Origin of the sequence: Actinomadura sp. NTSP31, assembly GCF_041951385.1 — a bacterium.
GTDB lineage: Bacteria > Actinomycetota > Actinomycetes > Streptosporangiales > Streptosporangiaceae > Spirillospora > Spirillospora napierensis.
Genome location: NZ_JBGNUT010000002.1, coordinates 246,762 through 266,889, shown reverse-complemented (window position 1 = coordinate 266,889; position 20,128 = coordinate 246,762). Strand labels below are relative to the sequence as shown.

21 protein-coding genes are annotated in these 20,128 nt (G+C 71.2%); 6 read left to right on the top strand and 15 right to left on the bottom strand.

Annotated elements, in window-relative coordinates; genetic code table 11:
• Positions 1 to 17 precede the first annotated feature (17 nt).
• From ACA514_RS04090 to ACA514_RS04070, 5 genes are all read right to left on the bottom strand, one after another.
• A complete protein-coding gene (locus tag ACA514_RS04090; RefSeq protein WP_375039621.1) occupies positions 18 to 419 on the bottom strand; it encodes a hypothetical protein in 402 nt (133 codons plus the stop codon).
• Positions 420 to 540: 121 nt separating this feature from the next.
• Positions 541 to 921, bottom strand: coding sequence for a TetR family transcriptional regulator C-terminal domain-containing protein (locus tag ACA514_RS04085; protein WP_375039620.1), 381 nt, complete (start codon positions 919 to 921; stop codon positions 541 to 543).
• The gene (locus ACA514_RS04080; RefSeq protein ID WP_375039619.1) at positions 918 to 1,394 is read right to left on the bottom strand and encodes an STAS domain-containing protein; all 477 of its coding nucleotides are present in this window, start codon (positions 1,392 to 1,394) and stop codon (positions 918 to 920) included. The genes ACA514_RS04085 and ACA514_RS04080 overlap by 4 nt, the downstream gene beginning before the upstream one ends.
• Before the next feature lie 221 nt (positions 1,395 to 1,615).
• The gene (locus tag ACA514_RS04075) at positions 1,616 to 2,803 is read right to left on the bottom strand and encodes an MFS transporter (RefSeq protein ID WP_375039618.1); all 1,188 of its coding nucleotides are present in this window, start codon (positions 2,801 to 2,803) and stop codon (positions 1,616 to 1,618) included.
• Complete coding sequence (locus ACA514_RS04070; protein WP_375039617.1) at positions 2,800 to 3,702, bottom strand: SDR family oxidoreductase; 903 nt, start codon at positions 3,700 to 3,702, stop codon at positions 2,800 to 2,802. Before ACA514_RS04070 ends, ACA514_RS04075 begins: the two co-directional genes overlap by 4 nt.
• Before the next feature lie 117 nt (positions 3,703 to 3,819).
• Between ACA514_RS04070 and ACA514_RS04065 the strand changes: the two genes are divergently transcribed.
• Together ACA514_RS04065 and ACA514_RS04060 are read left to right on the top strand one after the other, a co-directional pair.
• Entirely contained in the window at positions 3,820 to 4,422 is a 603-nt protein-coding gene (locus ACA514_RS04065; RefSeq protein WP_375039616.1) for a TetR/AcrR family transcriptional regulator, read from the top strand.
• 249 nt (positions 4,423 to 4,671) lie between these two features.
• Entirely contained in the window at positions 4,672 to 5,073 is a 402-nt protein-coding gene (locus tag ACA514_RS04060; RefSeq protein ID WP_375039615.1) for a hypothetical protein, read from the top strand.
• A gap of 576 nt (positions 5,074 to 5,649) precedes the next feature.
• Here ACA514_RS04060 and ACA514_RS04055 read toward each other — a convergent pair.
• The 5 genes from ACA514_RS04055 to ACA514_RS04035 all read right to left on the bottom strand — a co-directional run bounded on the left by ACA514_RS04055 (position 5,650) and on the right by ACA514_RS04035 (position 10,081).
• Positions 5,650 to 6,288, bottom strand: coding sequence for an MBL fold metallo-hydrolase (locus ACA514_RS04055; RefSeq protein WP_375039614.1), 639 nt, complete (start codon positions 6,286 to 6,288; stop codon positions 5,650 to 5,652).
• A 14-nt stretch (positions 6,289 to 6,302) separates the two neighbouring features.
• The gene (locus ACA514_RS04050; protein WP_375039613.1) at positions 6,303 to 7,019 is read right to left on the bottom strand and encodes a class II aldolase/adducin family protein; all 717 of its coding nucleotides are present in this window, start codon (positions 7,017 to 7,019) and stop codon (positions 6,303 to 6,305) included.
• 62 nt (positions 7,020 to 7,081) lie between these two features.
• Positions 7,082 to 7,966 carry an LLM class flavin-dependent oxidoreductase gene (locus ACA514_RS04045; protein ID WP_375039612.1) on the bottom strand — a complete coding sequence of 295 codons (885 nt, stop codon included), beginning with the start codon at positions 7,964 to 7,966 and terminating at the stop codon, positions 7,082 to 7,084.
• Positions 7,963 to 8,934, bottom strand: coding sequence for a hypothetical protein (locus tag ACA514_RS04040; protein WP_375039611.1), 972 nt, complete (start codon positions 8,932 to 8,934; stop codon positions 7,963 to 7,965). Before ACA514_RS04040 ends, ACA514_RS04045 begins: the two co-directional genes overlap by 4 nt.
• A gap of 37 nt (positions 8,935 to 8,971) precedes the next feature.
• On the bottom strand, positions 8,972 to 10,081 hold the full coding sequence (locus ACA514_RS04035; RefSeq protein ID WP_375039610.1) for a homogentisate 1,2-dioxygenase: 1,110 nt from the start codon (positions 10,079 to 10,081) through the stop codon (positions 8,972 to 8,974).
• A gap of 203 nt (positions 10,082 to 10,284) precedes the next feature.
• Between ACA514_RS04035 and ACA514_RS04030 the strand changes: the two genes are divergently transcribed.
• Positions 10,285 to 10,755, top strand: a complete 471-nt coding sequence (locus ACA514_RS04030) for a MarR family winged helix-turn-helix transcriptional regulator (protein ID WP_375039609.1) — start codon at positions 10,285 to 10,287, stop codon at positions 10,753 to 10,755.
• Between the two features lie 13 nt (positions 10,756 to 10,768).
• On the opposite strand, the gene ACA514_RS04025 is transcribed toward ACA514_RS04030, so the two are convergent.
• From ACA514_RS04025 to ACA514_RS04005, 5 genes are all read right to left on the bottom strand, one after another.
• Positions 10,769 to 10,996: a hypothetical protein gene (locus ACA514_RS04025; protein ID WP_375039608.1), complete on the bottom strand. Its 228-nt coding sequence runs from the start codon at positions 10,994 to 10,996 to the stop codon at positions 10,769 to 10,771.
• A gap of 24 nt (positions 10,997 to 11,020) precedes the next feature.
• Entirely contained in the window at positions 11,021 to 12,103 is a 1,083-nt protein-coding gene (locus tag ACA514_RS04020; protein WP_375039607.1) for an S-(hydroxymethyl)mycothiol dehydrogenase, read from the bottom strand.
• Positions 12,104 to 12,149: 46 nt separating this feature from the next.
• On the bottom strand, positions 12,150 to 13,346 hold the full coding sequence (locus tag ACA514_RS04015) for a cytochrome P450 (RefSeq protein ID WP_375039606.1): 1,197 nt from the start codon (positions 13,344 to 13,346) through the stop codon (positions 12,150 to 12,152).
• A gap of 17 nt (positions 13,347 to 13,363) precedes the next feature.
• On the bottom strand, positions 13,364 to 14,368 hold the full coding sequence (locus ACA514_RS04010; RefSeq protein WP_375039605.1) for a PDR/VanB family oxidoreductase: 1,005 nt from the start codon (positions 14,366 to 14,368) through the stop codon (positions 13,364 to 13,366).
• A 112-nt stretch (positions 14,369 to 14,480) separates the two neighbouring features.
• Positions 14,481 to 15,404 (bottom strand): helix-turn-helix domain-containing protein, encoded by a 924-nt coding sequence (locus ACA514_RS04005; RefSeq protein ID WP_375039604.1) that lies wholly within the window; start codon positions 15,402 to 15,404, stop codon positions 14,481 to 14,483.
• Between the two features lie 191 nt (positions 15,405 to 15,595).
• On the opposite strand from ACA514_RS04005, the gene ACA514_RS04000 reads away from it, so the two are divergent.
• The 3 genes from ACA514_RS04000 to ACA514_RS03990 are packed head-to-tail and all read left to right on the top strand — an operon-like array spanning position 15,596 to position 20,126.
• Positions 15,596 to 16,522 (top strand): carbohydrate ABC transporter permease, encoded by a 927-nt coding sequence (locus tag ACA514_RS04000; protein WP_375039603.1) that lies wholly within the window; start codon positions 15,596 to 15,598, stop codon positions 16,520 to 16,522.
• A complete protein-coding gene (locus ACA514_RS03995) occupies positions 16,519 to 17,340 on the top strand; it encodes a carbohydrate ABC transporter permease (protein WP_375039602.1) in 822 nt (273 codons plus the stop codon). Before ACA514_RS04000 ends, ACA514_RS03995 begins: the two co-directional genes overlap by 4 nt.
• 11 nt (positions 17,341 to 17,351) lie before the next feature.
• Entirely contained in the window at positions 17,352 to 20,126 is a 2,775-nt protein-coding gene (locus ACA514_RS03990; protein WP_375039601.1) for a family 78 glycoside hydrolase catalytic domain, read from the top strand.
• The last annotated feature ends 2 nt before the right edge of the window (positions 20,127 to 20,128 follow it).

The window sequence follows — 20,128 nt, the reverse complement described above, 5'->3', positions numbered from 1 at the left end:
GCGGGGGCGTACGGGTCTCAGCGGGACGAGGACGTGGCGCGGTGCCGCTCCGGGGCGCGGAACGTGAGGAAGCCGGCCAGAGCGGCGAGCGCGGCCACGACCTCGCCCGAAAGGCTGATCGTCTTGTCGCTGGACCAGGCCGGGTCGTACATGCGCGGGATCGGGCCGAGCCGCCCGAAGTCCACGGAGTAATAGAGCAGGACGGCGCCCGCGGCGCTGGCGGCGACCAGGAACGCGATCGCATACGTCCATCTGTTCGCGATCACGAGGACGAGCAGTCCGGCGAGGGCCGCGGCGATCGCCTGGGCGCGGAACAGGTCGTCCCCCGCGATGGTGCCGCCGGGGGCGTGGGGCCCGGGGGCCATGTCGGGCGCGAACCGCCAGTGGATCCACGCGTCGGCCGCGAGTCCGGCGGCCACGAGTACACGAAAAAGGATTCCCATACCTCGTGGCACGGCCATACCCCGCCTCCACGGATCAATTGGAACCGCACGAGTTCGGTCGGTTCCCGGAACCGGAGTGTACGACGGGAACGGCCGGTCACCTACCGCCTTGCCCAAGGTGGCCAGGGACCGGCGGATCGGCGGCCACGGGGCCGTCGGGCGGGCCGATCAGCTCCCAGAAGTAGGCGACGTGGTCCGCCATGTCCACGTCCGGGTCGTGCATCCAGAGGATCTGGAGTCCTTCGACGAGCGCGTTGAGCATGACGGAGACGCGGTCGGGGTCGAAGTGCGGGGGGAGCCGTCCCTGTTCCTGCATGTTCCGGACGGTCGCGGCGGTGTCCGTGCGGTAGGCGCCGTAGCGCTCGCGGAAGAAGGTGTGGGCCGGATGGGCGGGGTCGGACGCCTCCGCTGAGAAACACGCCGCCAGCTGCACCAGGCCGGGCACGGTGGCGTTGTGCCGGACCACTTCGACGATCATCTCGGCGGGGTCGGCACGGGCCGCGGCGGGCTCCTTCCGGGCGGCGCGCAACCGCGCCACCTCCTTCCGGCCGATCTCGTCCTGGTGCCGCAGGACCGCGGTGAACAGCTCGTCCTTGGACTGTCCACGCCGGTCCTGGCCAGCAGCTCGGCCAGTCGGGGGCGCGGGCACAGCACCATGATCTGTCCGCCGGTGGCCCTGATGCGCTTCCACAACCGGACCACCGCGTTGATCCCCGAAGAATCACAGAAGGTGACCCCGGACATCTCCAGCGCGATGCACGGCGACGCCGTCAACGCGATCAGCCGACCGACCTGGTCGAGCAGCCCCGGGGCGGTGGCCAGGTCCAGCTCCCTGGTCACCTCGACCACCAGCCACAATCCGATCTGTTTCACGCCCGCGCCCAGTTTGGACACAGACGACTCTGACGCCAACGACGATGCCGACGACGCCCCATCCGGCGTCACGGTCATCCTGGTTCTGTTTGCGTCTATCAGCAACGTTTCTCGATGAGTTCCGCCAACGCCGATACCCGTGGCCGTTCCATGTCGATGAGATTGGGCAACAGCGAGGACGTTGCTGCCGAGAGTCGCAGCGCTCTCCGCGGATAGCTGTTGTCGCCCTCGCTCCACGACGGTGCGCGAAATGACGGCTGTGGATGCTCGCCTCGGATGCCCAGCGTCGATGCGGGCGTCTATGCGCTGCGGACCGTTGTGGCGGTGAGGAGGGTGGCGAGCAGTCCGACGGCGGCGGCCGTGATGGTGGGCGCGGTGCTGCCGCCGGTGACGAGGGCGAGGCCGCCGAGGCCGGCGCCGAGGGCGCTGCCGACGTAGATCGCCGAGCCGTTGAGGCCGACGGCGACCGGCGCGAGCCGCGGTACGTCCGCGAAGAGCCGATGCTGCTGGGGGACGACGGTCAGGCCGATGGCGAGGCCGAGCGGGGCCATGGTCATGGTCGCGGCGAGGGCGCTCATGCGGGTCGCCGTGAGCAGGGCGGTGACGACGGTGACGCCGCAGGCTCCCGCCAACAGTGCGGTGCGGGCGCCACGCCGGCGGATGAGCCGCGGGACGAGGATCGTCCCGGTGACCTGCCCGGCACCGTAGACGAGCATCGCGGCCACGACCCAGGCGCCGGAGCTGCGCATGATCGCCGGAAGGTAGGCGATGACGAGGAAGCCGGGGGTCAGCACGGTGACGGTGCCGGCCAGGATTGCGAGTACCCGGCGGTCGGTGAGCGCGCCGGCTCGCCGGCGCAGGGACAGGCGCGGCGCGTGGACGGCGGGGAGCAGGCCGACGGCCAGGGCGGACAGGCCGGCGAGGGCGACCAGCACCCACATTGCGACGCGCCAGCCCCAGGTCTGGCCGACGAGGATGCCGAACGGCAGACCGGCGACGATGGCGACCGAGCTGCCGCCGGCGACGACGGCCAGCGACCGGGCGCGGTGCTCGTCGTCGCTGAGGATCCCGGCGGTGCTGTAGGCGGTGGCCTGGTAGCCGGCCGCGCCGAGCGCGGCGAGCACGCGTCCCGCCGCGACGGCGGAGAAGGTGGGGCCGATGGCCTGCACCATCACCCCGGCCACGAACACCGCCATCCCGGTGGCGAGCAGCAGGCGACGGTCCCAGTTGCCGGCCAGGGTGGCGATGATCGGCGAGCCCACCGCGTAGACGAGCGCGAACAGGGTGGTGAGCTGCCCGGCCGTGCCGGGAGAGACGTGGAGCGACGCGGCGACCTGCGGGAGCAGTCCGGACAGGACGAACCCGTCGACCCCCAGGGTGAACGTGCCGATCGACAGGATCAGCAGGTCGAACAGGCGCAGAGTACGGGTGCTCGGCGCCGCCGTCGCGCGGGCCCGCTCACGCGCGGGCTCGGCGGTCGTGCTCATCGCTGTGCCTCCTCGAAGAAGTGGCCGTGCTGGAGGTCGTGGAGCAGGCCGGGGTGCCTGGGGCTCCAGGAGAGGAGTTCCTGAGTGGCGGTGCTCACCGCCGGCGCGTCGGAGCCGGCGATGGTGGCCAGCCAGCCGAAGTGCGCCTCGGCGTCGACGTCCGGGATCGCTCGTACCGGCAGGCCGAGTCGGCCGCCGATGAGTTCGGCGATCAACCGCAGCGGCACGCCCTGTTCGCCGACGCCGTGCAGGATCGACCCGGCCGGTGCGCTCTCCACCCCGAGACGGTAGAGCCGGGCGGCGTCCTGCCGGTGCAGGGCGGGCCAGCGTTGCGAGCCGTCCCCGAGGTAACCGGCGACACCGGTCCTCTCGGCGATGTCGATGAGTGCTCCGGCGAACCCGCGCCGTACCTTCTCGTGCACGCAGGGGGCCAGGCGCACCACGCTTGCGCGCACGCCACGGGCGGCACCGGCCAGGGCCGCGCGTTCCCCGGCACCGCGTGCGCCGCCGAGTGCCGCCGGGTCGGGCTTGTCGTTCTCCGTGCCGACGCGGCCCGCGGGGAGCACGAGCGTGCCGGACGTGACGACCAGGGGCCGGCCGGAGCCCGCCAGTGCGTCGCCGAGTGTCTCGATGGCGACGCGATCGGTCTCGGCGGCCTGCTCGTACGGGTCGCCGTGCCGGTACGCCAGGTGGATCACCCCGTCGGAGGAGGCGGCGGCCGCGTGGAGGCGGTCCAGATCCGCGAGTGGGGCCTCGACGGCCTCGGCGGCGAGAGCGGACAGCCGGGCGGCCGACGCCGGTGAGCGGGCCAGGCCGACGACGTGGTGGCCCGCGCCGATCAGCTCGGTGACGACCGCCGAGCCGATGAAGCCCGATGCCCCGGTGACGAACACGCGCATGACCATCTCCCTCTTCGCATGAGGTGCAACAAATTCCGTGCAAGCGTTCAAGAAGTCCGCTGCGGCGACCGTACGCTCTTCTTGAACGAGGAGTCAAGAAGTCGTAGGCTCAGTGCCATGGCTCGCACCGGTCGCCCCCGCGCCTTCGACACGCAAGAGGCGCTGGCGCGGGCGCTGGACGTGTTCTGGTCGCGTGGCTACGCGGGGACCTCGGTACAGGACCTCGTCGATGAGCTGGCGGTGCAGCGGGGAAGCCTGTACGCGGCGTTCGGTGACAAGCACGGCCTCTACCTCAAGGCGGTGGAGCTGTACGCCAGGCGGAACCGCGAGCAGCTCGAGGCGATGCTCGAATCCGGCCCGGTCCTGCCCGTGCTGCGGCGCATGCTTCTTGAGCCGGCCGCGCTCACCGGCGCACCCGACGGGACCGAAGGCCGGCGGGGCTGTCTCGTGGGGAACACGACCGCCGAACTCCTCCCCGGCGATGAGGCGGCCCGCGCCCTGGCGGCCGCCGCCTACGACGGGTTCATCACCGTGGTGAGCGACGCCCTGCTGCGCGCCCAGGCGGCGGGCGAGGTCACCGCGAGCGCGACGCCCGAGGCGCAGGCCCAGCTGCTGCTCGTGCTGTTCCAGGGCTCGGCCCTGGTCTCGCGCGCCACGGCCGATGAGAGCCGACTCGCGGCCGGCGTCGACGCCGCCCTGGACGCGCTCCGGCCCCACTGACCGGCCACCGCCGCACGGATCGGCGCCCTGCCCGCCATTGCCTGGAGGCCGCTGGTGGTTTCCGTGGCCCGACCGCCTGTGACACCGCCCTGTCCCTCGCAGGCGTGCTGGACTCGGCGTGGCCGAAGCCGCGCAAGAAGACGGAGCCGCGGGTGTCGCTGCTGGAGCCGTTCAAGCCGGTGATCGATGCGATGCTGCGAGCGTGACAAGCGATGAGGAAGAGCGTGGGGAGCCGTCCTGCTCCCGCTGGTGCTCCTCCTCGACGATGACGTCGTCCTCGGCGGGACATTTGGCTGCTACCGGCTGACCGAACTCGCGGCGGGCCGCACGACAGTCTTCCGGGTGCGCGTGTCCGACGGACACTGCGGCGAGGCCGTCCGCTGCGCCGATTCCCTGCTCGACCTGCTGTACGACTTCCACGCCGACATCCACCGCAAACTGGAGCGGGAGTTCGGACAGCCCTCCGACCGCGGTGCCGGTTCGGTGGATCGGCAGGAGGTGGACCAAGCGTGGTCCATCGCGGAGACATCGAGCGGCTCCGCCCCCAGCCTCCCTCGCCCCCTCTACGTCGTGAGGAGGTGGGGGCGGGGCCGAATCCGAACTGGTGAGTCGAACCGCTGCGTGATCAACGCGATCCCTCGACCGCGGTAACCCCACATCGCTTCACCTATCCACCGCCACGCCACCGTCGCTGAATCTCATCAATATCATCACCTCGCGGGTCCCGACCGTCGCTCGAACCGGCGCACAAACGGTCCTGCTTCTCGAGGCCACAACCAGTCATCCCGTCACCTCCGCTGGAAGACGGACTCCTGGGGTCTCCTGGAAATCCCTACCCCCCTGCGCCCGACCCATCGCAAACGGCAACGGCCCGCACCAAGGAGCCTCCCGCCAGACTCCCACTTCCCCCGAGCCTTTGGCGTTCGCAGCGGATTGTGACGCTGGGGCGACCCCGGAATCGGTGAGGATGGTACGGCCGCCGGTGCTGGGGGCGCTCACCACCGCGTACCGCGCGGGCATTTGAGGTTGTGGACGTGGCGGGAGGCAGCCGGTGATCTTGAAACTACGGGTTCGGTGTGGATTGTGGCATCTGTACCGGCACCCGGGCGGCCCTCATCCCCCGGCGTAACGCTCCGGTGAGCGAGACCGGCCAACTTCGCCTGGCCCGCTGCATGGTCGGGGACGGCCGCCCGGGTCGCCGATGGGAATCGGCGCGCATCGTCGGTCTCAGTAGGTGAAGGTGGTTCCGTGTTCCAGGATTTCGATCTGGGTTCGCTTTGGGGCAAGGGCCTTGAAGAGTTGGTAGTGCAGTTGCTGGTGGACCGGTGCGAGGCCTGCCTGGTGGATCGGTATGACGAGTTCGGGTTCGAGGGCGCGCATGTGGTCGATGCCGTCGCTCAGTTTCATCCAGGGCCCTGCGGTGGGAAGCAGCAGGACCTTGACGTTGCCGGGCGGGGTGTCGAAGGCGTCGCCCGGGTGCAGGACCAGGTCCTGGAGGAGGTATCCGTTGTTGGCGACCGCGGGGAGGTCGGGGTGGATCACTGCGTGGTCGCCGCCGAGCACCTCGATCGAGGTGCCGCGGTCGAGGGTCTGTCCCGGGGTGACGGTGTGGTGGTCGATGCCGGCGTCTGCGAGGCGTCGCGCGCTGCCGGGGTCGACGATCAGCTGGGCGCGCGGGTTGTCGCGGAGGAGTCGCGGCAGCCGGTCGAGGTCGAGATGGTCGGGGTGCTCGTGGGTGACCAGGACGGCGGCGAGGTCGCGGACGGTCTCGAATCCGGCGGAGTAGGTGCCGGGGTCGATCAGGATCCTGTTCCGGTCACCGAAGTCCAGCAGGACGCAGGCGTGCCCGAAATGTGTGATCTGCATGGTGGCGGCTCCGGTCATGTCGAAGGTGCGCGGGGTGCCGCGGCTGCTCGCCGGACGAGGTAGTGCCAGCCGGCGGTGCGCTGGGCGGGGTTCCATACCTGGTCCCGTTTGAAGGCGGTCTCCGCCTCGTCGGACCACACGCGCGGGCCGCCCGCCGCCAGGGCCATCAGCTGGGTCCGGCAGGCGCGTTCGAGCAGGACCGCGTACATGACGGCGGTGGCGGCGTCGGGTCCGGCGGTGACGGCGCCGTGCTGCGGGAGCAGGCACGCGATGCCGCCGTCCAGCGTGCCGGCCAGGGCCCGGCCGAGTGCGGCGTCGGCAATCAGGGCGCCCGTGCGGGTGAAGCGCGGAATCCGGGGGTCGCAGAACAGCACGCCGTCATGGGAGATCGGCCGGATCGGCTCGTCCAGCGAGGCGAAGGCGCTGAGCGCGGGCGCGTGCGTGTGGACGACGCAGCCGACGTCCTCGCGCGCGGCCATGATCTCGGTGTGGATGGGGTACTCGATGTGCCGCGGGCCGTCGCCCGCGAGGACCTCGCCGTCCCATGCCACCAGGACGACGCGGTCGGCGTCGGTCTCCTCGAAACCCCAGCCGGCGGCCTTCATCCACACTCCGCGTCCTTCCGGGTCGCGGACGGCGGCGTGCCCCCACACCATGTCGGTCAGTCCCGCGGCGGCCAGCGCTCGCCCGGCCCGCACCACGAGGCCGATCGCGGCGGTGGTGGACGTCATCGGCGGCTCCTTTCGTGCGGCGGCCGGACCGGGCGAACGGCGCCGTCCGGCCGCGTCCTCGATCAGTGGTCGGTGGCTTCGCGGACCAGCGGGATCACCTCGACGGCGAAGCGCTCGCGGGACTCCGCGTCGCGGAACATCGCGTTGACGAAGGTGAAGCCGGCTCTGACGATCGCGGTGACCCGCTCGGCGATCGCCTCGGCGCCGCCGGTGATCTCCGCGGGCGGTGCCGGGTCCGGGGTGCCGAAGGCGACGACGATGTTGGCGGCGCAGGTGATCTCGTCGGGGTCGCGGCCCGCGGACCGGGCCGCGCCCCGCACGGTGTCCCGCAGCGCCACCGCCTCGTCCAGGCTCAACCGCGTCAGGGAGGGGATCCAGCCGTCGGCGGTGCGGCCGGTCAGCCGGAGCGCCCGCGGACCGTAGGACCCCAGCCAGATCGGGATGTGACGGGACGGCCTGGGCTCGATGCGCGCCCCGTCGAGGTGGAAGTGGTCGCCGCCGAAGGACACCTCCGGCTCATGCCACAGGTCGCGGACGATCTCCAGGGCCTCGCCGAGCGCGGCGACCTTCTGCCCCGGGGTGCGTTCGGCCAGCCCGAATCCGGAGAACTCGCGGTCGTAGCCGCCGGTGCCCAGGCCGAGGACGAGCCGCCCTCCCGAGAGCCGGTCGAGGGTCTCGGCCATCTTCGCGGTGACCGCAGGATGGCGGTAGGGCAGCCCGAGCACGTTGGTCATGACTTCGATGCGCTCGGTGGCCGCGGCCGCCCATGTCAGCGCGGTCCAGGTTTCGAGGGTGGGGTGGACGGTGTTCAGGTGGTCGCTGAAGCAGAACATGTCGTAGCCCAGCGCCTCGGCGCGGCGCACGTCGTCGGCCAGCCGGGCGGGGTCGAAGGGTTCCAGGCCGTAGGTCGCGCCGAAGCCGACCCGCTGCCCTCGGATCGCGCTCACTTCCGCCGGTCCCGGTACCAGTCGAGGGCGGCGGGGTGCAGTTCGACGCCGGGCACCAGGTCCGGTTCGACCGCCGTGTAGGAGATGCCCATGGCGTTGTCGAGGAACTCGGGCCGCTCGAGGGCGCGCAGGATCGCGCGGACGAGTTCGGGGTCGGTGTCCTCGCGCCCGTACACGTACTGGTGCCGCCAGCCGATGGTCGGGATGGTCCTGTCGACGCCCGGATACAGCCGCTCCGGGAGGGGAACGAGCTGGGCCCCGAAGTCATCCGCCACCGCCCGCAGCGCATCGTCCTCCAGGTCGAGGAAGTTCATCGTGCGCACGTTGGCCAGCACGTTCGTCCACGGCGAGGCGAGGTTGACGAACATGAACACGCCATTGGCCAGGCCGTTCTCCAGCTGGTGGTGGGTGTAGCCGCTCAGCGGCCCCGAGGCCCGGTCGGCGATCCACTGGGCGGGCAGGCCGTCCTCGGCGGGCTCGTGCCTGAGATCCCGGGCATAGGGCGGCGGGTCATCGCCTCCCCAGTCCCGCAGAGCCTGCGTGGAGAAGCCGTGCAGTTCCAGGATGCGTTCGCCCCACGCCCGCAGCAGCTGGTCGCCGGGCGGCGTGATCGGCTTCCAGGGGAACCTCTTCTCACCGATCTCCCGCAGCGTCCGGACGCCGGACTCCGCGTCGACCGCGGCCACCAGCCAGGTGGAGAGGTTGACCGCGGCGATGACCCGCAGGTGCCCGGCGTCCAGGTCGGCGAGCGGTCCCCGGCCGCGGACGGCCCAGTCCACGAACGGCGGCATCGTCACGCCGATCTCGCATTCGCCGGCGGCGACGGCCCGCACGTTCAGATGGTCGTAGCGGGACCAGTCGATGTCGAGCCGGACGCCCTCGGACGGCACGACCCGCCCCAGGCTGTCGGCGACCTCCCACCACAATGAGCCCACGAGGCTCGCGGCCGTCTTCACGGTCCTGGTCATTGCGCGTGTTCCTCCTTCTGGGATGCCGGGGCCGTCGTCATGCCTGTTCCTGCTGGTCCCGGGCGTGGGTCTCGTAGGCCGAGGTGATCGTCAGCGGGCGCTCCACGTCGATGTTGAGCAGGTACGTGGTGAACCGCCGGGGCCGCTCGGCGCTGCTGAAGGGATTGGCGTCGGGGCCGTGGTGCGCGCCCTGCGGGTTGAGGTAGAGGGTCCCGTCGCGCGGGCCCGCGCCGGCCTGCTCGCCCTCCGTCCCCACCACGAACGCGATCTCGTCGTAGTCGACGTTGCGGTGGTAGGGCGGCACGAACGAGGAGTCGGGGTCGCTCTGCATCGGACGCGGCGTGAACGTGCAGATCAGGCAGCCGGGGGCGGTGAACGTGGTGTAACCGCTGGGCGGGATGTCCAGCCGCTCCGCCGAGATGGACCGGATGTCGTACATGCTGAGCTTGAACGGGGCCGTGCTGCCCTGCCAGCCCACGGCGTCGAACGGGTCGAACGGGTAGAAGATCGAACTGAGCCGGTCGCCCCGCTTGACGACGACCTCCCATTCCCCGCCTTCCGCGTCCTCGGCGTCCTCGGCCGGGTGCGGTTCGGGGGTCTGCAGAACGCCGTAGTCGAACGGCACGTACTGGCCGAGCAGCCCGCGTTCGGGAAAGCCGAGAGGCCCGGTCGTCTGGACGACGTAGAAGATGTTGTCCCGGCTGTCGGGCTCCAGCCGGTAGGTGATCCCCTTGGGGACGGCGAGGTAGTCGCCGGCCTGGAAGTCGAGGGGTCCGAAGTCCGTCGCGAGCCGTCCGGTGCCGCGCTGCACGAAGATCAGGTCGTCGCCGTCGGCGTTGCGGTAGGAGAACGGCATCGGCTCGGAGCGCCGCGAGGCGTAGACCGCGACGTCGTCGTTGTACATCAGCTTGGTCGGCAGCGCCCGCGGGTCGGTGGCGTCGGGGAGATCCAGCGCCCCGACGTCCGCGACCGTGTTCCTGAAGTCGCCCTCGATGCGGGTCCAGGCGGTCGCCGGGTGCCGCCGGTACAGCATGGCCTGGTCGCCGGCGAAGCCGTGCCGGCTGTACTGGTCCTCGTAGGTTCCGGCAGGGCGTTGCGCCTGCCCTTGGCGCGAGACGACGCCCTTGGATTCTCGGAACACGCCCATCGGCTCTTCCTTTCTGGGGAGGCCGCCCGTTGCCGCGGCGGCCGGCGAGCGCGTCCGCCGTGCCGCGGCTCCGGCCGGCGGCGTCCACGGACGGCAGCTTGTTCGCAATGCGGACTGCTCGCAATGCGGACTGTTCGTTACGCGAACGAAAGTAGTGCGCACTACGAACGAATGTCAACTACCATCGGAGGCCGGAGGTGCCCATGAACACGACCGCGGAGGCCGGCGCGCGACTCGGGACGGCCGCCGCCCTGGTGCGGCTGTCGCACCTCGTGCAGCATGTGTTCGCCGACGTCAGCCGCGACCACGGCCTGACCCCGCAGCAGACCCACCTGCTGTGCCTGCTCGTCGACGGCCCCCTCGGGATGACCGAGTTGCGCCGTCTGCTGAACCTGGAGAGATCCGGCGTCAGCGGACTGGTCGACCGGGTCGAGCGCCGCGCCCTCATCGCGCGCCACCCCGACCCCGCCGACCGGCGAGCCTGGCGGATCGCGCTGACCGAGCAGGGCACCCGGCTCGCCGAAGAAGCCCATCAGGACGTGATCACGCGGCTGGAGACGCTGCTCGAGGAGGTGCGGCCGGCCGACAGGACGCTCCTGACCGCGGCCGTAACACAGCTGCTCGCACGGGACAGCGCCGAGACGGGCCGCCCCTGGCTGTCACAAGGACGTTGAACGGGTCCGCGGCTCAGAGGAAGGCGGCGCGATGGTCGCGGACGAACTGCTCGAAGGTCGTCGGCTCGCCGCCGGTGAGATCGCGGATCGTCGTGGTGACGGTCTCCGCGCCGCCGTTCCGGTACGCGCGGCTGAAATTCGGCATGTAGAAGTTCGGCCGCAGGAAGGTGTAGCCCAGGCCGGAGGCCTGGAGCGCCGACTCCGCGGGACCGCCCGATTCGCTGACCGGCCCGCGCTCCATGAGCAGCGCGCGGACCGCGACCGGTTACAGAACCACGACTGAGCGCAGGACGTCGCCGTGGTACATCTTGTCGAACGCGGCTTCGACGGCGTCCAGTTCGATGGTCTCGGACACGAAGGCGTCCAGGTCGAGGCGGTCTTGCAGGTACAGGTCGATGAGCATGGGGAAGTCGCGGGAGGGCAGGCAGTCGCCGTACCACGACGACTTGAGCGACCCGCCGCGCCCGAAGACATCCAGCAGCGGCAGCTCCAGCGTCATCTCCGGGGTCGGGACGCCGACCAGCACGACGGTGCCGGCCAGGTCACGGGCGTAGAACGCCTGCTGGTAGGTCTCCGGGCGGCCGACCGCGTCGATCACCACGTCCGCGCCGAACCCGCCGGTCAGCTCCTGCACCGCCGCCACCACATCAGCGCCCTTGGCATGGATGGTGTCAGTCGCGCCGAGCGAGGACGCGGTGGCCAGCTTGCGCTCGTCCAGGTCGATCGCGATGATCTTCGCCGCGCCCGCCAGCCGCGCGCCCAGCACCGCCGCCGCGCCGACCCCGCCGCAGCCGATCACCGCCACCGCATCACCGCGCCCCACATTCCCGGTGTTGATCGCCGCGCCCAGACCCGCCATGACGCCGCAGCCCAGCAGCCCCGCCACTTCCGGCTTGGCGGCCGGGTCGACCTTGGTGCACTGCCCGGCCGCCACCAGGGTCTTGTCGGCGAACGCCCCGATGCCCAACGCGGGCGACAGCTCGGTGCCGTCGGCCAGGGTCATCTTCTGGGCGGCGTTATGGGTGTTGAAGCAGTACCACGGACGGCCGCGCAGACACGCCCGGCACTGCCCGCACACCGCACGCCAGTTCAACACCACGAAATCGCCCGGCGCCACCTCGGTGACACCCTCACCGACCGACTCCACCACACCCGCGGCCTCATGCCCGAGCAGGAACGGGAACTCATCATTGATCCCACCCTCGCGGTAATGCAGATCGGTATGACACACCCCGCACGCCTGCACCTTCACCACCGCCTCACCCGGACCCGGATCGGGGATCAGGATCGTCTCCACCGAGACGGGCTTTCCTTTGGCGGTGGCGACGACGCCACGTACTTCCTGCATTCTGCTTCTTTCTCGTGAACGGCTGGTCGGGCGTGAAGAGCCGGAGTCAGGCTCGGTCGATGCGGACGGGCATCGAGGCCCAGGAGCGCAAGGTGTTGTTGAGGTGGCGCGCCGGCGTCGCGGTCAGTTCGATGTGGCGGACGCGGCGGACCAGGGCGGTCAACAGCGCTTCGGCTTCCAGGCGGGCGACGTGCTGGCCGACGCACTGGTGCAGGCCCATCCCGAAGCCGACGTGCGCGGACGGGTCGCGGGACAGGTCGAAGGCGTCGGGCGAGGTCCAGCGGCGCGGGTCGCGGTTGGCGGCGCCGAGGAACATCAGGATCTTCTTGCCTTCGGGGATGGCGGTGCCGGCGATCTCGACGTCGGTGGTGGCGGTGCGGAAGAAGGTCTGGACGGGAGACTCCCATCGCACCGCCTCGTCGAACGCGACGCGCGCGAGCGCAGGGTCGCGGCGGAGGCGTTGCCACTGGTCGGGGTGGGTGGCGAAGGCGTAGACGATGGCGGCCAGCGCGTGGACGGTGGTGTCGACGCCGGCGGTCAGCAGCGAGCGGACGACGAGGGGGGCCTGCTCGTGGGTGATGTCGCCGTGGTCGGCCGCCGCCCAGATCTGGGCGCCGAACCCGCCGCCGGTGAGGTTGTCGCGGGCGCACTGCGCGTTCACCCGGCCCGACAGTTCGGCGACCCGCGGCGTGCCCTTGGCGACCAGGGCGTTCTGCGGGCCGAAGGCGTTGAAAGCGTGGTCGCCGTACGGGAGGAGGTGCTCGCGGCCGTCGCGGGGCAGGCCGACCGCGTCGGGGAACACCCGCAGCGGGAACGCCTGGGCCAGCGCCGGCACCGCGTCGAACTCGGTGTCGGTGAGCACCTCGTCGACGAGGGCTTCGGCGTCGGCGTGCCACGCTTCGCGGAGCCGCCGCAGCGCGCGCGGGCCGAGGATCTTGGTCAGGACGGCTCGCGGGGCGTCGTGGCGGGGCGGGTCGGCCTCCAGCAGGAGGCTCGGCGGGCGCCACGGCTTCTCGTGGCGGAAGTTGGCGAGTCCGACTCCCGCGCCGGACTGGAAGGACTGCCAGTCGGTCAGCGCGGTGTGGACCTGCTCGTAGCGGGCGAGGCCGTAGACGTCGTACCGGGGCAGATGGACGACGGGGCCGGCGTCGCGCAGTTCGGCCTGGAACGCCAGCGGGTCTTGCAGGATCTCCTCGTCGAAGGGGTCGGCGCTCAGCGACGGTGTTGCGGTGGTGACGGTCATCGGGTTCTCCTCGCAGGTCACAGGTCGAGGACGAGGCGGGGGCTGTTGGAGCGGGACACGCACACGAACATGCAGTCGCCGGCTGCGCGTTCGGTCTCGTCCAGCAGCGAGTCGCGGTGGTCGGGCACGCCGTCCAGGACGGTCGTCTCGCAGGTCCCGCACAGTCCTTGGCGGCACGACGACAGGACGGGCACGCCCGCGTCGCCGAGCGCCTGCAGGAGCGACTGGTCGCGGGCGACGCTGAGGGTCCGGCCGGTCCTTCGCAGCTCCACCTCGAAGGACGTGTCGGCGGAGGTCCTGTTCTGATCGGCGGCGACGAAGCGTTCCGTGCGCAGGCGGCCGGGTGGCCAGGCGGCGCATCGTCGCTCCACCGCGTCCAGCAGCGCGCCGGGCCCGCAGCAGTACACCTTGATGCCCTCCGGCGTCGCGGGCAGCCAGGCGTCGAGATCAAGGAGGCCGTGCTCATCTTCGGGGCTCACGGTGACCTTGTCGCCGTAGGGGGCGAGTTCGTCCAGGAACGCCATCGAGGAGCGGGTGCGCCCGCCGTACAGCAGCCGCCACTCGATGCCCAGCAGCTCCGTCTGGGCGATCATGGGCAGCAGCGGGGTGATCCCGATCCCGCCGGCCACGAACAGGTACCGCTCGGCGGGGACCAGGCGGAAGTTGTTGCGCGGCCCGCCGAGTCCGACCAGGTCACCGGCCTCCAGTTCCTCGTGGACGAAGGCCGACCCGCCGCGGCCGGCGGGCTCGCGCAGCACGCCGATCCGGTAGGTGCGGGCGTCCCAGCGGTCGCCGCACAGCGAGTACTGCCGGGTCAGGCCGTTCGGAAGGACGAGGTCGATGTGCGCGCCGGGCGCCCAGTCCGGCAGCCGCCCGCCGTCCGGGCGCGCCAGGGCCAGCGTCACCACGCCGTCGGAGGCCGGGGTCTTGGCCGCGACCAGCAGATCCGTCACGCTGGACGGGTTCGCCGCCGCGGGCCGGGAGGCGGACGGCGCGTCCGCCGCGGGCATGTCGATCGCCATGAGGACGTTCCTCGCAATCCAGGGGTGGATTTCCGAGCATCATCCGAGCGGGTTTCCGCCGACCACGGCTTTCTCATTGGATGAGAGGAAAAGTGGCGAGGCCGCCTTGCCGTCAACACGCCCGCGAGGAGACGCGTGCGGACGGCCGCAGGCCGACGGCGTTGTGGGTGAAACGCTGCCGGTAGGTGGTGGCCGACAGCCCGTAGTGGGCTTTGAAGCGGCGGGCGAAGTAGTTCTGGTCGGCCCAGCCGACGGCCTGGCCGATCTGGGTGATCGACTGGTCGGTGTGCAGCAGCAGCGAGGCGGCGGTCTCGACGCGGTGCTGGGCGAGGTAGGCCATCGGGGGCAGGCCGGTCGTGGTCTTGAAGATCCGCACCAGGTAGCGGGGCGACAGGTGCAGTTCGTCGGCGAGTTCGGTGAGCGTCCAGCGGTGCGCCATGCGCGCCTCCAGCAGCCGCATCGCCTGCACCACCGCGGGGTGGGCGGCCCCTGATCCGGGCGCGCGGTGCTCGGCGACGGCGCGGGCGAGGTGGCTCAGGAACAGCGTGAGGCGGCCGATGATGTCGCCGCGGTGGTGGTCGATGCTCTGGCGGCTGAGCCGGTCGAGCGCGTCGAGGTGAACGACCGACGCTTTGAGCGCTTGTGAGTCGAGCCGCGTGGTGAGCATGCCGCGGCGCTGCATGGAGTTGGGCGCGGTCCACAGCAGGTATCCGAGGAGCGGGTCCTCGCGGGTCCAGGCGAGTTCGCGGTGCAGGAGCTCGGTGCTGAAGCAGCAGTTGTACAGGTCCAGGTCCTGGCAGTCCTCGTAGCCGTGCCAGACCCCCGGCCGGAGCAGCACGACCTCCCCGACCTGGAGACTTCTGCGTCCGTCGAGCGACCGGTGCATGCCCCGGCCGCCGGTGACCACGGCGATCTCCATGAAGCTGTGCGTGTGGACCGGGTGGTGCCCCTGGTGCAGATAGTGGCCGGCGTAGGCCAGGGAGCCGTCGGTGAAGTACAGCAATCCCTTGGCCGTCCCGACGGGCGGTTCTTCCATGGCGGGCACCCTAGCCCGTCCGCGTGCCGGCGAGGTGGGGTGAACATCGTGCTACCGCAGGACCATTGCGGGCTATCGGCGGCCATGACTGCGGGCGCACCATCCCTCACTAGCCGGTGACGTGGTTCACCCGTCCGAAACGAGATCGTCATCCGCCGTGCGCCATGCGCGCAGGGCGCTGGGAGGTGCTGATGTCCGCGCGACACACCCTGGAGGTGACGCGCCCGAGGTGGTCGCCGCACCGGCGGCCGGGCGCACGGACACCTGCGTGGTTCGTGCTTCCCGCGCTCGTGCTCTACGTGTTCGTGGTGCTGGTGCCGAGCTTCAAGGGAGCGGGCTTCGCCTTCACCGACTGGGACGGCCTGAACCCGGCCAGGCATTTCGTGGGCCTCGGCAACTTCCGGCAGATGTGGTCGGATCCGGCGGCGCGCGGCGCGCTCCGGCAGACGCTGGTCATCGCGGTGGCGATCACCGTGGTCCAGAACGCGCTGGGGCTGGCGCTGGCGATGGGCGTGCACAGCCTGATCAGGAGCCGGTTCGTGCTGCGGGTGCTGCTGTTCGCCCCGGCGGTGATGACGCCGGTGGTGACCGCGGCGCTGTGGAAGTACATGCTGGCGCCGGACGGGGCGATCAACGGCCTGCTGGACGGGGTCGGCCTGGGATCCTGGCGGCAGAACTGGCTGGGCCAGGGGAATCTGGCGCTGGGCAGCGTGATCGGTGTGATCGTCTGGCAGTTCGCCGGCTATTCGATGGTCATCTTCCTGGCGGGGCTGCAGGGCATCCCCACCGAGATCTACGAGGCCGCGGCGGTCGACGGGGCGAGCGCCTGGCAGCGGTTCCGCAGCATCGTGCTCCCCCTGCTGGCGCCCGCGACCACCATCAACCTGATGCTGTCGATCATTGGTGGCCTGAAACTGTTCGACCAGGTGTGGGTGATGACCGGCGGCGGGCCGGGGAATTCGACCGAGACGCTGTCGACGCTCATCTACAAGAACGCCTTCCAGTTCAACGAGTACGGCTACAGCGTCGCGATCGCGATCGTGCTCACCGTCTTCGTCGCGGTCATTTCCAGTGGCCAGTACGGGCTGCTGCGGCGGCAGGAGAGGTCGGCCCGGTGAACCGCTATTCGGCGCGCACCCTGCTGCGCGAGATCCTGATGATCGCGGTCACCGTGGTGATGGCGTTCCCGCTTTACATCCTGGTGAATCTCTCGCTGCGGGATCCGCACGACGGCTCCTCGGTGGTCATGCCGACGACGTCCCCCACTCTCCGGAACTACGCCGACGCCTGGCGGGACGCCGGACTCGCCGGCGCGATCGTCAACAGCGTCATCGTCACCGCCTTGAGCGTGGCGTTGATCGTGGTGCTGTCGGCCATGGCCGCCTACCCGCTCGCGCGGGTGACGGCCCGCTGGTCGCGGTGGCTGTTCTGGCTGGTCATGCTGGGCCTTCTGCTGCCCTTCCAGCTGGCGCTGCTGCCCCTGTACCAGACGATCCGCGACCTGCATCTGCTGGGGACGCTGTGGTCGCTGGTGCTGTTCTACAGCGGCCTGCAGATCCCTTTCGCGACCTTCCTCTACACGGGGTTCCTGCGGGCGATCCCCCGCGATTACGAAGAGGCCGCGCTCATCGACGGCGCCCAGCCGATGCAGGTCTTCTGGCGCGTCCTTTTCCCTCTGCTCCGCCCCATCACCGGGACGGTCATCATCCTCAACGCCATCTTCGTCTGGAATGACTTCTTGACTCCTTTCCTGTATCTCAGCGGCAGCGACCAGCAGACGATCCCCGTCGCCATCTTCGGCTTCCTCGGCCAGTACGTCTCGCAATGGAACCTGGTGTTCGCGGGCCTGGTGCTGGCGATGCTCCCGATCCTGGCGGTCTATTTCGTCATGCAGCGGCACATCATCAAGGGCTTCGCCGGAGGGCTGAAGGGATGACCGTGCCCCCGATGACCGCGCCCCCGACCACCGTGTCGCTGACGCCTTACGGGCTCACCTGCGAGCAGCTCGACGAGCCTCTCGGCCTCGACGAACCGACCCCCCGCCTGTCGTGGAAGCTGCGATCGGCGCGGCGAGGCGATGCCCAGAGCGCCTACCGGCTCACGGTCGCGCTGTCGGAGGCCGACCTGCGCGCCGGCCGCCTGCTCTGGGACACCGGACGCGTGACCGGTACCGACACGCTGCTGATCCCCTACGACGGGCCGCCGCTGCAGTCCTCGACCCGCTACCACTGGCGCGTCACCGTCTGGGACGTCGACGGCGCGGAGGGCGGCACGGCGGCCTCGTGGTTCGAGACCGGACTGCTGCACCCGGACGAGTGGAAAGCGGCCTGGATCGCCCGCGATCAGGACGCGGCGCCGCCGCAGGACCCGCCGGCCGTCGAGGACCGCACGGAACGCACCCGCCACCTGGCCCCCTGCCCGCATCTGCGGCGCGCCTTCACCATCGACAAGCCGCTGGTGCGAGCCCGTGCCTACGTCAGCGCGCGCGGCCTGTACGAACTGCGCCTCAACGGCCGGCGGGCCGGCGACGCGGAACTCGCCCCGGGATGGACCGAGTACCGGCACCGCGTCCTGTACCAGACCTACGACGTCGGCGACCTGCTGCGCGAGGGCGGCAACGTGGTCGGCGCGGTCCTGGCCGACGGCTGGTGGAGCGGCTTCGTCGGCTTCGACTCGCGGCGGCACGCCCAGCACTACGGCGAGGCGCCGCAGCTGATCGTCCAGCTCCTGCTGGACTTCGCCGACGGGTCGCGCCGCTGGGTGCTGTCGGACGGCGACTGGCGCGAGCACCCCGGGCCGATCCGGCACTCCGACCTGCTCATGGGCGAGTACGTCGACGCCCGCCGCGAGCCGCCCGGCTGGGACGAGCCCGGCTTCGACGACGGCGGCTGGCGGCCCGTCCTGGTCGCGGGCACCGACACCGGCGTCCTGCGGGCGGCGCCCGACCGCCCGGTCCGGGTGCTGGAGGAGCTGCCCGCCCGCTCGGTGGAGCGCCGCGCGGACGGCCGGTTCATCGTCGACCTCGGGCAGAACATGGTCGGACGCGTCCGGCTGACCGTCCGCGGCGCACCGTCCGGCAGCCGGATCCGGCTCCGGCACGCCGAGATCCTCGACGACGGCGAACTCTACGTCGACAACCTCCGCACCGCCGAGGCCACCGACGTCTACGTGACCGCCGGACGCGACGTCGAGGTGTTCGAACCGCGCTTCACCTTCCACGGCTTCCGCTACGTCGAGGTCACCGGCCACCCCGGCGACCTGGCCGGGCAGGACGTCACCGGCCGCGTCCTGCACAGCGACACCCCGTGGACGGGCGAGTTCGCGTGCTCGGACGAGACCGTCATGCGGTTGCAGTCCAACATCCGGTGGGGGCAGCGCGGCAACTTCGTGTCCGTCCCGACCGACTGCCCGCAGCGCGACGAGCGGCTCGGCTGGCTGGCCGACGCGCAGGTGTTCCTGCCCACCGCCTGCCGCAACGCCGACGTCGCCGCGTTCTTCGCCCGCTGGATGCGCGACGTGGTCGACGCCCAGCACGCCGACGGCGCGTTCCCCGACGTCGCCCCGGAACTGTGCATGACCCGCGAGGGCGCGCCCGCCTGGGGCGACGGCGGCGTGATCATCCCCTGGCACCTGTACCGGGAGTACGGCGACCGGCGGGTGCTGGAGCGCGGCTTCCCCGCCATGAAGGCGTGGGTCGACCATGTCCACCGCAACAATCCCGGCCTGCTGTGGCGGCACCGCGTCGGCAACCACTACGGCGACTGGCTCCAGGTCAACGCCGAAACCCCGCGCGACGTCCTGGCGACCGCCTACTTCGCGCGCAGCACCGAACTCGTCGCGAGGACCGCCGAAGTCCTCGGCGCCGAGTCCGACGCCAAGCATTACGGTGCTCTCCACACCGCCATCCGGGACGCGTTCATCGACGCCTTCGTCGACGCCGGCGAAGGGCACGTGGCGGGCGGCACCCAGACCGGCTACCTGCTCGCCCTGGCCTTCGGCCTGCTCCCCGAACACGCCGTCCCGGCCGCGGTGAACCGGCTCGCCGCCGACATCGAAGCCCGCGACCACCACCTGACCACCGGCTTCGTCGGCGTCGCGCTGCTGTGCCCGGTCCTCGCCGCGCACGGCCGCCACGATCTGGCCTACGCCCTGCTGCACCAGGACACCTATCCGTCCTGGGCGTACTCCATCCGGCACGGCGCCACCACGATCTGGGAGCGCTGGGACGGCTGGACCGAGGAGCACGGCATCAAGCCGCCCGCGATGAACTCCTTCAACCACTACAGCCTCGGCTCGGTCGGCGAATGGCTGTACGGCGGCGTCGCCGGCATCGGCCAGGCCCCCGGATCGGTCGCCTACCGCGAACTCCGCCTCGCCCCCGCGGTCGGCGGACGGCTCACCTGGGCCCGCGCCCGCCAGGAGACCGCCCGCGGAACCGTGGAATGCGGCTGGTCCCTGGAAGCGGGCCGGCTTCGTCTCCAGGTCGCCGTCCCGCCCGGCGTCGACGCCGTGCTGACCGTGCCGACCGGGGCCCCCGAAGGGGTGTCCGAAGGCGGCGCGCCGCTGGCGGCGGTCGAGGGACTCCGCGTCATCGAGCGCTCCGGCCGTTCCGTGACCGTCCGCCTTCGCGGCGGCCGCTACGACTTCAGTGCGACGCCCCCCGCCGCCGGCCCGTCCCCGTCCCTGTCCCCCGTCCTGACCCAGGACCTGCCCACCCCCTGAGG

Excerpts from the sequence above, each read along its gene's own strand:
- ACA514_RS04085 (WP_375039620.1), bottom strand. The coding sequence starts at position 921 with ATGATCGTCGAAGTGGTCCGGCACAACGCCACCGTGCCCGGCCTGGTG.
- ACA514_RS04080 (WP_375039619.1), bottom strand. The coding sequence starts at position 1,394 with ATGACCGTGACGCCGGATGGGGCGTCGTCGGCATCGTCGTTGGCGTCA.
- ACA514_RS04075 (WP_375039618.1), bottom strand. The coding sequence starts at position 2,803 with ATGAGCACGACCGCCGAGCCCGCGCGTGAGCGGGCCCGCGCGACGGCG.
- ACA514_RS04070 (WP_375039617.1), bottom strand. The coding sequence starts at position 3,702 with ATGCGCGTGTTCGTCACCGGGGCATCGGGCTTCATCGGCTCGGCGGTC.
- ACA514_RS04065 (WP_375039616.1), top strand. The coding sequence starts at position 3,820 with ATGGCTCGCACCGGTCGCCCCCGCGCCTTCGACACGCAAGAGGCGCTG.
- ACA514_RS04055 (WP_375039614.1), bottom strand. The coding sequence starts at position 6,288 with ATGCAGATCACACATTTCGGGCACGCCTGCGTCCTGCTGGACTTCGGT.
- ACA514_RS04050 (WP_375039613.1), bottom strand. The coding sequence starts at position 7,019 with ATGACGTCCACCACCGCCGCGATCGGCCTCGTGGTGCGGGCCGGGCGA.
- ACA514_RS04040 (WP_375039611.1), bottom strand. The coding sequence starts at position 8,934 with ATGACCAGGACCGTGAAGACGGCCGCGAGCCTCGTGGGCTCATTGTGG.
- ACA514_RS04035 (WP_375039610.1), bottom strand. The coding sequence starts at position 10,081 with ATGGGCGTGTTCCGAGAATCCAAGGGCGTCGTCTCGCGCCAAGGGCAG.
- ACA514_RS04030 (WP_375039609.1), top strand. The coding sequence starts at position 10,285 with ATGAACACGACCGCGGAGGCCGGCGCGCGACTCGGGACGGCCGCCGCC.
- ACA514_RS04025 (WP_375039608.1), bottom strand. The coding sequence starts at position 10,996 with ATGGAGCGCGGGCCGGTCAGCGAATCGGGCGGTCCCGCGGAGTCGGCG.
- ACA514_RS04020 (WP_375039607.1), bottom strand. The coding sequence starts at position 12,103 with ATGCAGGAAGTACGTGGCGTCGTCGCCACCGCCAAAGGAAAGCCCGTC.
- ACA514_RS04015 (WP_375039606.1), bottom strand. The coding sequence starts at position 13,346 with ATGACCGTCACCACCGCAACACCGTCGCTGAGCGCCGACCCCTTCGAC.
- ACA514_RS04010 (WP_375039605.1), bottom strand. The coding sequence starts at position 14,368 with ATGGCGATCGACATGCCCGCGGCGGACGCGCCGTCCGCCTCCCGGCCC.
- ACA514_RS04005 (WP_375039604.1), bottom strand. The coding sequence starts at position 15,404 with ATGGAAGAACCGCCCGTCGGGACGGCCAAGGGATTGCTGTACTTCACC.
- ACA514_RS04000 (WP_375039603.1), top strand. The coding sequence starts at position 15,596 with ATGTCCGCGCGACACACCCTGGAGGTGACGCGCCCGAGGTGGTCGCCG.
- ACA514_RS03990 (WP_375039601.1), top strand. The coding sequence starts at position 17,352 with ATGACCGCGCCCCCGACCACCGTGTCGCTGACGCCTTACGGGCTCACC.